This is a genomic window from Paraglaciecola sp. L3A3 (assembly GCF_009796765.1).
Classification (GTDB): Bacteria; Pseudomonadota; Gammaproteobacteria; order Enterobacterales; family Alteromonadaceae; genus Paraglaciecola.
Window position 1 is genome coordinate 5,076,938 of the sequence record NZ_CP047023.1, and the last position, 11,873, is coordinate 5,088,810.

At 38.7% G+C, this 11,873-nt stretch carries 11 protein-coding genes; 6 read left to right on the plus strand and 5 right to left on the minus strand.

The features are described 5' to 3' along the window. Nucleotides 1-61 precede the first annotated feature (61 nt). Nucleotides 62-1,279, plus strand: coding sequence for a multidrug effflux MFS transporter (locus GQR87_RS21175; protein WP_158972658.1), 1,218 nt, complete (start codon nt 62-64; stop codon nt 1,277-1,279). Nucleotides 1,280-1,391: 112 nt separating this feature from the next. Here the strand turns inward: GQR87_RS21175 and GQR87_RS21180 are convergent, their stop codons facing one another. Both GQR87_RS21180 and ilvC read right to left on the minus strand, forming a co-directional pair. After that, nucleotides 1,392-1,715, minus strand: a complete 324-nt coding sequence (locus tag GQR87_RS21180) for a hypothetical protein (RefSeq protein ID WP_158972659.1) — start codon at nt 1,713-1,715, stop codon at nt 1,392-1,394. A 320-nt stretch (nt 1,716-2,035) separates the two neighbouring features. Beyond that, entirely contained in the window at nt 2,036-3,520 is a 1,485-nt protein-coding gene (ilvC, locus tag GQR87_RS21185) for a ketol-acid reductoisomerase (protein WP_158972660.1), read from the minus strand. A 144-nt stretch (nt 3,521-3,664) separates the two neighbouring features. Here ilvC and ilvY point away from each other — a divergent pair, with 144 nt between their 5' ends. From ilvY to GQR87_RS21200, 3 genes are all read left to right on the plus strand, one after another. Next, nucleotides 3,665-4,519, plus strand: coding sequence for an HTH-type transcriptional activator IlvY (gene ilvY / locus GQR87_RS21190; protein WP_158972661.1), 855 nt, complete (start codon nt 3,665-3,667; stop codon nt 4,517-4,519). Between the two features lie 653 nt (nt 4,520-5,172). Continuing rightward, nucleotides 5,173-5,661 (plus strand): transcription elongation factor GreB, encoded by a 489-nt coding sequence (gene greB, locus GQR87_RS21195; RefSeq protein ID WP_158972662.1) that lies wholly within the window; start codon nt 5,173-5,175, stop codon nt 5,659-5,661. A 127-nt stretch (nt 5,662-5,788) separates the two neighbouring features. Beyond that, a complete protein-coding gene (locus GQR87_RS21200; protein WP_158972663.1) occupies nt 5,789-8,110 on the plus strand; it encodes a Tex family protein in 2,322 nt (773 codons plus the stop codon). A 124-nt stretch (nt 8,111-8,234) separates the two neighbouring features. Here GQR87_RS21200 and GQR87_RS21205 read toward each other — a convergent pair whose 3' ends face one another. The 3 genes from GQR87_RS21205 to bioH form a co-directional block, all read right to left on the minus strand. Then, nucleotides 8,235-9,197: a putative metalloprotease CJM1_0395 family protein gene (locus tag GQR87_RS21205; protein WP_158972664.1), complete on the minus strand. Its 963-nt coding sequence runs from the start codon at nt 9,195-9,197 to the stop codon at nt 8,235-8,237. Between the two features lie 5 nt (nt 9,198-9,202). Beyond that, on the minus strand, nt 9,203-9,526 hold the full coding sequence (locus GQR87_RS21210; protein ID WP_158972665.1) for a hypothetical protein: 324 nt from the start codon (nt 9,524-9,526) through the stop codon (nt 9,203-9,205). A 111-nt stretch (nt 9,527-9,637) separates the two neighbouring features. After that, on the minus strand, nt 9,638-10,414 hold the full coding sequence (gene bioH / locus GQR87_RS21215) for a pimeloyl-ACP methyl ester esterase BioH (protein WP_158972666.1): 777 nt from the start codon (nt 10,412-10,414) through the stop codon (nt 9,638-9,640). Nucleotides 10,415-10,642: 228 nt separating this feature from the next. On the opposite strand from bioH, the gene GQR87_RS21220 reads away from it, so the two are divergent. Next, complete coding sequence (locus GQR87_RS21220; protein WP_233267352.1) at nt 10,643-11,167, plus strand: ComF family protein; 525 nt, start codon at nt 10,643-10,645, stop codon at nt 11,165-11,167. A gap of 117 nt (nt 11,168-11,284) precedes the next feature. After that, the gene (nfuA, locus tag GQR87_RS21225) at nt 11,285-11,863 is read left to right on the plus strand and encodes a Fe-S biogenesis protein NfuA (protein WP_158972668.1); all 579 of its coding nucleotides are present in this window, start codon (nt 11,285-11,287) and stop codon (nt 11,861-11,863) included. Nucleotides 11,864-11,873: the final 10 nt, after the last annotated feature.

Genomic DNA, 11,873 nt, shown 5'->3' on the forward strand with positions numbered 1-11,873 from the left:
ATAAAAGCACTATTTTTAGCTATTGATAAAATTCAACGCTCTTAACCTATTGGTCTAAATCATGTCTGTCAAACATCAAACCTCGCCGCAAGAAACTAAGCCAGATATAGGTTTGGTAGAGTTTGTGGCACTTATGGCATTGATGACCTCGATAGTGGCATTAAGTATAGACGCTATGTTGCCAGCCTTACATCAAATAGGTGTTGATTTAGGCATCCAAGATCCACAACAAACACATTTGATTGTTTCATTATTCTTTTTAGGTATGGCTTTTGGTCAGTTGTTTTATGGGCCATTGTCTGACGATAAAGGTCGGCGTTATGCCATTCTGCATGGCTTACTTATTTTTGCCCTAGGCACATTAGTCTGTATGTTTGCTGAATCTCTTACTGTGCTCCTGATTGGTCGAGTGATCCAAGCATTTGGCGTCTCTGGACCGAGAATTGCGACTTTGGCAGTGATCCGAGATAAGTTTGAAGGTGAAGCCATGGCTAGGGTCATGTCGTTCATTATGATGGTGTTTATTTTGGTGCCAATGTTAGCCCCTAGTTTTGGTCAAGCCATTCTGCTTTGGTTATCTTGGCGCTATATTTTTGCTTCGTTTTTGTTAATTGGTTTAATTATAGGTGTGTGGTTTTTTGTGCGCCAAGCCGAAACCTTACCCAAAGAAATGCGCGAACCTTTTAGTTGGGCAAAACTTTGGCAATCGAGTAAGTTTATTCTGACCCATAAAGTGGTGATGTTTTACACCATATCTTCTGGAGTCATTTTTGGGGCATTTCTAGCTTACATTAGCTCTTCACAGACATTGTTTCAGCAGATTTATGATACTGGGGAGATGTTCCCTATGTATTTTGCTTTATTGTCTTTCTCAATTGGCCTAGCTTCTTTTATCAATGGCACCTTAGTCATGCGATTAGGTATGCGTAAGCTGTGTACTTGGGCAATGTTAGGCTGGATGATCTTTTCTACTTTACTGGCAGCTCTGTGTTTTGCCAATGATGGCATTCCACCTCTATGGCAGTTTGTCAGTGTGTTGTTTTGTGATTTTTTCTGTATTGGTATTTTGTTTGGCAATATTAATTCTATGGCTATGCAACCATTGGGCAAAATGGCTGGTTTAGGTGCTGCAATTATTGGTTCACTGAGTAGTGTGTTCTCAGTGCCCACAGCTGTGTTTATTGGTAGCTTTATTCACACAACCATCACCCCTGTGGCACTTGGTTTTGTGGCCTTTGGCTGCATTTCTTTTATTTTATATTGGTATGCAGACAAGTAATAGAACAGTTATACCAAACCTCTAGGCACCTAAAATAGCGCCTAGATTCAAATTAAAAAATCTGAATAAGGTTTGAGCACAGAAGTTTAAAACTTCTCACTTATGCTATTACTTAAATAGCTCTAAGCTTTGGTGTTTGGTTTTCAACTATTTCTATACTTTTGCTAGTTCTAAAACCATTTTTGATTCTATCGTAATTAATATTTTTCATACCGATAGATTGGCAAAATTTATAGATAGCCATAAAGTCATCTTTGTTTAGTTCTTCGTCACCGGTTGACAAGTGAGAGTCAATATACATTTGCTCACCATTGGCTGTGAGGCTAGCGACTGCTGAATAAGGTTCGCCATGTTTTTTGACTTTTATTGCCTTAACCATTTTAATTTCAAAGATCCATTCGTCTACTTGGGTAGTTTTGGCAATAGTTTCGTTCATGTTGACCCTAGAAATAAATTATATGTAAAGTTGTAGTATTGAGCCTAAGCAATATTAAGGCCAGTTCTTAGGTCACGTTTAATAGGCTATGAGGTCTGAGTTTTGACTTGCACCGTATCTAATCTCAGACATATTCACAAACTGTACAAATAGTATTCAATTAATTGCTGTATTACCAATAATTTATTCAATAAATCAGCTGTAAACCCTATTTAATGAGATCCTACTATGTATCTTATCGCATACACTTGTCGTTTTAAGTATCCTAGATACTAAAATCCCAGCCATATAGGCTGGGTTTTTATTAGCGAAAGATAAACTTAAGCAGATTCTACGATAGTTTTCATATCAGTCATATAACCACGTAAAGTTGCGCCGATTGTTTCAACGCCGCTTTCACGGATTTCTTTATTGATATCAACTAATTTTTTGTTGTCTACGCTGTTAGTTGCAGTTGTGTATGCTTTACCGATTAAATCAGTACCTATGTTTGGCATTAATTTTTCACGTAAAATTGGTACAGCTACATTAGCGAATAAGTAGTTACCGTATTCAGCTGTGTCAGAAATAACCACGTTCATTTCGTACAAACGTTTACGAGCGATTGTGTTAGAAATTAATGGCGTTTCGTGAAGTGATTCGTAGTATGCAGACTCTGGTAAAATGCCCGCTTCAACCATAGTATCAAAGGCCATTTCTACACCGGCTTTGATCATAGCGACTAAGAATACAGCATTGTCGAAGTATTCTTGCTCATCGATAGCACCGTTAAACTCAGGTGCATTTTCAAAACCAGTTTCGCCCGTTTCTTCACGCCATTTAAGCAAGTTAGCATCGCCATTGGCCCAATCTTCCATCATAGTGCGAGAAAACTCACCGCTAATGATGTCATCTTGATGTTTACCGAATAAATCACCTAAAAGAACTTTTAATTCTTCAGCTAATTCAAACGCTTTTACTTTAGCTGGGTTAGACAATCTGTCCATCATGTTAGTCACGCCACCGATTTTAAGGGCTTCGGTGATGGTTTCTAAACCGTCTTGGATTAGTTTGCCTGCATAACCTGGGTCGATACCTTCAGCAACCATTTTTTCGTAACCTAAGATAGCAGCAACTTGTTGCATACCACATAAGATAGTTTGCTCACCCATTAAGTCAGACTTAACTTCAGCAACAAATGAAGATTCTAATACACCAGCGCGATCGCCACCTGTAGCAGAAGCTAGTGCTTTAGCGATATCCCAACCTTGACCTTTAGGATCATTTTCTGGGTGAACAGCGATTAGGGTTGGTACACCAAAACCACGCTTGTACTCTTCACGTACTTCAGTACCTGGACATTTAGGAGCACACATTACGACTGTGATGTCTGAACGAATTTGTTGGCCTTCTTCAACAATGTTGAAACCGTGTGAATAACCTAAAGTAGCGCCCTGTTGCATTAACGGCATAACTGCTTCAACAACACTTGAGTGTTGCTTATCAGGTGTTAGGTTATAAACGATGTCAGCAGTTGGGATAAGATCTTGGTAAGTACCTACAGTAAAACCATTGTCGCTAGCACGTTGGAAAGACTCACGTTTTTCGTCGATAGCTGCTTGGCGTAAAGCATAAGAAATATCTAAGCCAGAATCGCGCATGTTCAAACCTTGATTTAAACCTTGTGCACCACAACCAACGATGACAATTTTTTTGCCTTTAACGAAATCACAACCAGAAGAAAATTCTGAACGGTCCATAAAACGACAGCGACCGATTTGGTCAAGTTGCTGACGTAGCGATAATGTATTGAAATAATTAGCCATGTTAAATCCTTAAGTTTTTTAACTTTGAACGCGTGCAAATTCGAGATGAAATTGCGATGGCTGAATAATAGTCAATAAGCTATATTGTATAAAATGATATATTTGCAATATAATGTTTCACAAAATGCAACAAAGGTCGGTTTGATGGATATTCGTAGCTTAGAGCTATTTCAACATTTAGCGAATAGTTTACATTTTGGTAAAACTGCAGAAGCATTATTTGTTAGCCCCTCGACTTTGAGCCGCACTATTCAACGCCTTGAAGAAGAGTGTGGTACACCTTTATTTGTGCGAGATAACCGCAAAGTAAAACTCACAGCAGCAGGTTCAAAGTTATTGGGTTTTAGTCAACAAACCTTGAATGAGTGGAAAAAAGTCAAACTTGAATTAAAACAAGATCATCAGCAACTACAAGGTGAACTCAGTTTGTTTTGTTCGGTCACCGCGAGCCAAAGCCATTTACCCAGTTTGTTAGATAATTTTAGACATAAGTATCCTCAGATCGAAATAAAATTAAGCACAGGTGATCCGGCTTGGTCTGCCAGTAAGGTGATGAAACAAGAAGTGGATGCTTCAATTGCCATCCATACCCCAGATTTTCCTAAAGAACTCAAATTTTTACCTTTAGATGAAATACCTTTAGTGCTGATTGCCGCCAAAGACTTACAATTGTCTCGCCTTAACCAAGTAGATTGGCGCAATCATTCATTCATTTTGCCTGAATCAGGCCCATCAAAGCGTATAGTGCATCACTGGTTTGCCGAACGAGGAATTCGCCCTAGAGTTTACGCCACAGTAGCGGGAAACGAGGCCATCGTCAGCATGGTCGCTTTGGGGTGTGGTTTAGGCATAGTGCCAAGTATAGTGCTAGATCACTCCACTGTTGGGCAAAGAGTTAGTCGTATAGTGTTAGATGACATTGAGCCATATCAGTTAGGTTTGTGTTGTTTGCAAGCGAGGGGCAATGAAAGGGCGATTCAAGCTTTGTTTAGTTGTTAAGAAGTATAGATTATGTGCTTCACACACTAAGCAAAGCGCATGCTTTAAATATCAAAATAAAAAGCCGAACATGTTGCCATGTTCGGCTCGAGTCTATCATTATGATAATCAGCTAATCTCCGTGCTGCACCTTTTTCCTTTAATACTATGGCCCTTAGAAAGGGCTATTAATCCCGAAATAATCGGGTAATTGAAACTATAGTTAACGTATTTTTGATTACAGAATTTTGGATATCGTTTTGTACCTCAAAAATTTACAGTTGCCATTTTAAAATAAGAATAATAAAACCTATTAATTTGACTTTACACCGACACTAAATGGGCAACTTTCATTTGTGCCAACCACTCAAAGTACCTCTAAAATCGAAGCCCGAAGTAGTCAGTAATTTAACAAGCCACTTCACTTTGATTACTTCTAATCCTAGTACATGAATATTATTTTGTATGCTAAATATGGCATATCTTTAACAACAAATTGCACTAATAAAATCAGTTTTTATTACTTTTTAACTTAAACTTGGGATAACCCGAGTTCAGGTTATTTGATGTAATTTCTTAGTGGATAAATGCATATTTTAAAATTAATCATTGAACTCTTTTACTGGTAACATCTTGGCATAATAAACTTAATTTTTATCGCTAAAGGTAAATGCTTGAAAACCAAACTTATTACCCCTGAAGGTTACAAAAAACTTCACGATGAACATGATCTTCTTTGGTACACGGAAAGACCCGCAATTACCAAAGTGGTCACTTGGGCCGCTAGTTTAGGTGATAGAAGTGAAAACGCTGATTATCAATACAACAAAAGAAAATTAAGAGAAATTGATAGACGAGTTCGTTTCCTAAGAAAATTACTTCCTGAATTAAAAGTGGTGAATTATTCTCCACAACAAGAAGGCAAAGTGTTTTTTGGCGCTTTTGTCACCATAGAAAATGAGCAAGGTGAAATTAAAAGTTTTCGAATTGTCGGTCCTGAAGAAATATATAATGATGCTAAAGACTACATATCTATTGACTCACCAATGGCGCGAGCTCTGCTGAAAAAAAGTGTCGATGAAGACTTTGACGTAGTGACTCCTAGTGGCATTAAAAGCTGGTTTATCACCGACATAAAATACTCAAAAGAATTTCGTTTTTAAAATCTAAAGCTGGAATCTACAAGATTAAACATTTGGCTCAGTAAATTTTATTCGTGAAGTACTGGTAATTTGATTATTTCACCCATATATAGTGCCAAGATAGAAATGAATAATTACAGGCTTCTCGATGATTATAGAAAAAATTGCGCAAGAACTACAAGTTAAAGCGCACCAAGTAAAAGCGGCAGTGACCTTATTAGACGAGGGCTCAACTGTCCCTTTTATCGCACGTTATCGTAAAGAAGCCACAGACGGCTTAGACGATATTGCCTTAAGGAAACTTGAGCAACGCCTTAGTTATCTTCGCGATTTAGAAGATCGAAGAAAAGTCATCATAAAGTCCATTCAAGAACAAGAAAAAATGACACCAGCACTGCAAGCCAGTTTATTAGCTGCAGATAACAAAACAGAACTAGAAGATATCTATCTGCCGTTTAAACCTAAACGCCGCACCAAAGGGCAAATCGCGATTGAAGCTGGTTTAGAACCTTTAGCTGATGCTCTATTTAATAACCCTGAATTAGATCCCGAACAACAAGCTATAACTTACATCACTGACGCTATACCTGACACCAAAGCGGCATTAGATGGTGCCAAATATATTTTGATGGAGCGCTTTGCAGAGGACGCCCAGTTATTACAAAAAGTTAGACAATATCTAAATCAAAATGCCCATATCAAGAGCCAAGTTGTAGCTGGTAAAGAGAAAGAAGGTGAAAAATTTAAAGATTATTTTTCCCATTCTGAATTGTTGACAAAAGTCCCATCTCACCGTGCCTTAGCCATGTTTCGTGGCAGAAATGAAAACATATTACAAGTAAGCCTAGATGCTGATCCTGAAAAGGACGAAAGTGACAAAAGTTCATATTGCGAACACATTATCTCAGAGCACTTTAACTTATCTTTTGCAAACAAAGCTGCGGATAAATGGTTAGCTTCGGTTGTGCAATGGACATGGCGAGTAAAAATCCAACTACACATGGAAAATGAGTTATTTGGCACTATTCGTGAGCAAGCAGAACAAGACGCTATTAATGTTTTTGCTAAAAACTTAAATGACTTATTAATGGCTGCCCCTGCCGGTCCTAAAGTCACAATGGGTTTAGATCCAGGTTTAAGAACAGGTGTAAAAGTAGCGATTGTTGATGCCACTGGAAAAGTTTTAACCACCAGTACAATTTTTCCACATGTTCCACAAAATCTATGGGAAAAATCACTACGTACCATTGCCACTTTGTGTAAACAGCATAAAGTGCAACTTATCAGTATTGGCAATGGCACAGGGTCACGAGAAACCGACAAATTAGTGGCCGAAGTGATAAAAGCTAACCCTGAGTTAGCGGTGAAAAAAATAGTGGTCAGTGAAGCAGGTGCTTCTGTTTATTCTGCTTCAGAATTAGCTTCTAATGAACTTCCAGATATGGATGTGTCATTAAGAGGCGCGGTATCAATAGCTAGGCGTTTGCAAGATCCATTAGCAGAGCTAGTGAAAATTGAACCCAAAGCTATAGGGGTAGGGCAATATCAACACGATGTTAGCCAAAGCAACTTAGGCAAATCACTGAGTACTGTGATAGAAGATTGTGTAAATGCCGTGGGTGTCGATATCAATACCGCTTCTAGTGCATTGCTTAGCCACGTATCAGGATTAAACAAAACCCTAGCTCATAATATTGTTAACTTTAGAGATAGAAATGGCGCTTTTACTAGCCGTAAAACATTGTTGAATGTAGAAAGGTTAGGGCCAAAAGCCTTCGAACAAGCAGCGGGCTTTTTACGCATTATGAACGGCGACGATCCATTGGATGCTTCAGCTGTTCACCCAGAAGCTTATCCGGTAGTTAACTCTATCATTCAACAAGCATCTGTGGCAGTAAACGACATTGTCGGCAATACAGAAGTACTTAAAAAACTTAAGCCTGAAGACTTTGTGACTGAACAATTTGGTTTGCCTACTATTACCGATATCATAAGTGAACTAGATAAACCCGGCCGAGATCCTCGCCCAGAGTTTAAAACCGCCAGCTTTAAAGATGACGTTCAGTCTTTAAGTGATTTAAAAGTCGGTATGATATTAGAAGGAGTAGTGAGTAATGTTGCTAACTTCGGTGCATTTATCGATGTGGGTGTGCATCAAGATGGTTTAGTGCATATTAGTGCCATGACAGACAAATTTATTTCAGATCCTCGAGAAATAGTCAAAACGGGTGATATTGTTAAAGTAAAAGTGATGGAAGTCGATGTAGCCCGAAAACGAGTTTCATTTACTATGCGTATGGGTGACACACCTAATCAAGGTTCAAGCAATGCGACTAAAGCAAGAGTTGAGCATAAAAAAGCACCGCAGGCTAAATCCACAAAATCACATAATCGTGATTCTGCGGCTAAACAATCAAATCAAATGATGGGTAATGCTTTCGCTGACGCTTTTGCCAAAGCGAAGAAATAATACCAACTCCAATAAACAAATGTACACTCAGCGAGAATTTAATGGAATTGGTATAAGCCTATAAAAAAAACCTCCAACTTTAACTAAAGTTGGAGGTTTTAATATGTGTACTAATATCTGATAACTAAGCCGATAACTTTAAGTTATCTTCATGGGGTTGGCCGACCTTGTGATAATAACCTTCTATCACTGACACTCTCCGGCTAATTTCTAAATCTCTGGTTTGTGCAGCTTGACTCACTGCGGCACTTTCTTCTGCTGCAATAGTACTGCCATCAACGTCTAGCTTTCTAGTTCCAGCTGTAATATCAATTTCATCAACAATATCTTCTAGATCAAAACTTAACTGATTAGGTTCATTATTTTTTTCGACCTCTTCAGGTTTAGCTGTTGCTTGCTTAAACGCTAATTCTGCCTGTTCAGCTTTTTCTTCTGCAATTTCAGTGCGCGCTTGCAAAGCCATTTGTGTAGCTTCATTCGCTACTCGCAAGTCTTGAGCCGAAGGTTCTGCTGGAGATAAAGCAGCTGCTTTTACTTGTTGAGCCTTACGAATTGTATCTTCAGGAGACAACTCCTTAGATACATCAATCGAAACCTCTCCTTCGACAGCATAATTACGACCATCGGGGCCTTTTTCATACTCAAATTGAGGTGCGCCCGCGTATTGTCCACCGGCGGCGGCATGAGCTTGTTCATGAGCTCGTACTTCTAAGTCTCGCTGTTTTAACTCTCTAATTTGCTGTTGTTCTGAATGTTCTTGTTGAGCTTGCTGGTCTTGTTGACGCTGTTCGGCATTTTCTTTACCCGCGCTTTCATCTTCAGCGTTGTCTTTAGTTTGATCTCCTTGACCAGCCACTTGTTGTGCATTTGCAGCTGAAGGTTTTTCATAGGTAACTGCTTGGAAATTTTGTCCAGGTTTTTTGACTTTATCTGACTCAGAACCAATACCCGTTTCAGCTGCCGAGTTTTCTGTACCAGACAGAGCCGGAATGGTTTCACGCTGAGTATTATCCCGTTTTACCGATTCGGTATTGACTGTGCCTGTACTAAAGACAACAGGCGTTGGGATAGGGGCTATGATATTCATCTGGGTTAAGCCAAGATATCCAATATAGTGCCAACTGTATCACCAGCAACACCCACCACTTTTGCTGATGCTTGAGCGTTTATGCCGCTTAACGACAAACCCACTAAATCAGAAGTGATATTTGAACTAGACTGAGGAAGTAACTGTTTCACTGCCCCTAATTGAGTGCGAGAAGCATTAACAAGCACATTTTGGGGATCACTAGAAACAGGAGTATGAATTGACAAGCGCGCTAAGTTATCAGCGTGCTGCGCCATATTACTAGAGGCTTTTTGGATACCAAAAGTACCACTAATAATCGCCGAATTTACATCGTTATTTATGTTCATAAAACCTCTACTACCACTAAACCTCTCATGTACAATTATTAACCAAAAAGTGGATTATATAAAGGTTTACTACATCTATTATTGATCTAATCACCTTGTTTGGTATTTTTTTTAACCTATTTTCAATATTTGCTTTAGCGATTGGGCAAAATGTTCGGTGGCAGAAATAAATGGGGCATGCGACGATTTAACTAAAATAGTAGTCTGAATTCGCTTAGATAAACCAGACAATAAAGGCGCTATTTTGACCGGAACCAAAGTATCAAGGCGCCCTAAAAATATGTGACAAGGTACAGACAACCCCTTTAACTGCTCTCGTAAGTCACATTGATTAAGTAAATTCAGGCCTTCAACTAAGGCCTTAGCAGAAGGATTAGGGTATTGCTGTATTGCCGTTTTAATTTTTTTAACATCTTGTCTGGCACTTTCACTGCCCATTGCCTGTATCGCTAAAAATCGCTCCAGCGTTTTAGAAAAATCATGTTCAAGCTGTTTAGCAAACAAGGTTAAAACTTTAGGGTCGATACCCGGCCAATCATCACTCCTCGAAAATTTAGGAGAGGAACAAACTAACAGTAATTGTTGTACTTTTTCTGGATAAGACAAGGCGATTTGTTGGGCAATCAAACCACCTAAAGACCAACCTAATAATAGACAATCAGTAGGTAATTGTTGAGCAATACACTGAGCCAAAGTATCTAAATCATAAGGCTCTGGTAGCACGTTATGATTAAGTCCAAAGCCAGGGATATCTATGGTTGTCACTCGATATTCGTTTTGTAAATAAGGAATAAGTGCTTGCCAAACCCCGCTATTAACACCCCAACCATGTAGAAGTACTAGATTTTTTCCTTGTCCAACTGAAGAAAAATTTAACTTAACAGACATTAGACCTACACTTACCTTCATCAAAAACAACATTCTAATTGTAATATTGCTGGGCACAAGGACGTAACAACAATGAACCGCCAATTTAAACAAAACTGTTTAATATGCAAACAATCAAGTACAAACTTACTTTGCACTTATTGCAAACAGGACCTCGAATTATTTGATTGTGCAAGCGTTAACCATAACTTGCTGTTAAGGCCAAAAGTAAAAAGAGATTTAGCTAAAGTGGCTTTTCCACAAATTCTTGCCTTAGCTGATTATCAATGGCCTATTTCAAAGTTACTTACTGGCCTTAAATTTTCCGCCAAAATACCTAATGCTTTAGCCTTAGCCACCTTGTTTCAGCAAAAGTGTTTAGCCTCTTTACCTGAGATACCACAAGCCATTTTACCTATGCCTTTACATAGTCAAAGGTACTTCACTCGTAAATTTAATCAAAGTATTGAAATAGCCAAACAAATTAGTAAGTTAACTGCAATCCCTGTAGACACAAGCATAATTAAACGCAGTAAAGCGACCCAGCCACAAACTAATTTAACTGCTATACAAAGACGCAAAAACTTACGTAACGCTTTTACGTTAGACCAGCAGGCAATGATACGATTACAGCAATATCAACATCTGGCGTTATTCGATGATGTGGTGACAACAGGTAGCACTATGAATCATGCCTATGAGTTATTACATAAACTTCACCCCAAGCTAAGAATAGATGTATGGAGTATTTGTATTACCCTCACATCTCACTGATGAATTGCCCTATAAAAAATTTTGAACAAATAATCGAAGCTAAATTTTATTACTTGAGTGTTTTAGTCAAGTAATCTTGGTATACTAGAACAAGTAACGTTTTTAAGTGAGTATCCCATGATTTCAATTTCAGAAACCGCAGAAGCACATTTCGGTAAACTACTAGAAAAACAAGGTCCAGACACCTGTATTCGTGTGTTTGTGGTCAACCCAGGCACTCCCAGTGCAGAGTGCGGCGTATCCTATTGTCCAGCAGATGCTGTAGAAGAAAGCGACACTGTATTAAAGTTTAACGGTTTTGATGCTGTTATTGATCTAGAAAGTGCGCCTTTCTTAGAAGAAGCTGAAATAGACTTCGTCACTGATCAAATGGGTTCACAGTTAACCCTAAAAGCACCCAATGCCAAAGCCCGTAAAGTTGATGATGACGCACCTTTAGCAGAGCGTGTTAGTTACATGATTGAAGCTGAAATCAACCCACAACTTGCCAGTCATGGTGGTAAAGTGATGTTAGTTGAAATCACTAAAGATAAAGCCGCCATCTTAGAATTTGGTGGCGGTTGTAACGGTTGTTCACAAGTTGATTTAACATTAAAAGATGGTATTGAAAAACAAATGTTAGAAAAGTTTGCTGGTGAATTAACCGCAGTCAAAGATGCCACTGAACATCAAGCTGGCGATCATTCTTACTATTAAGAGTGAGCCA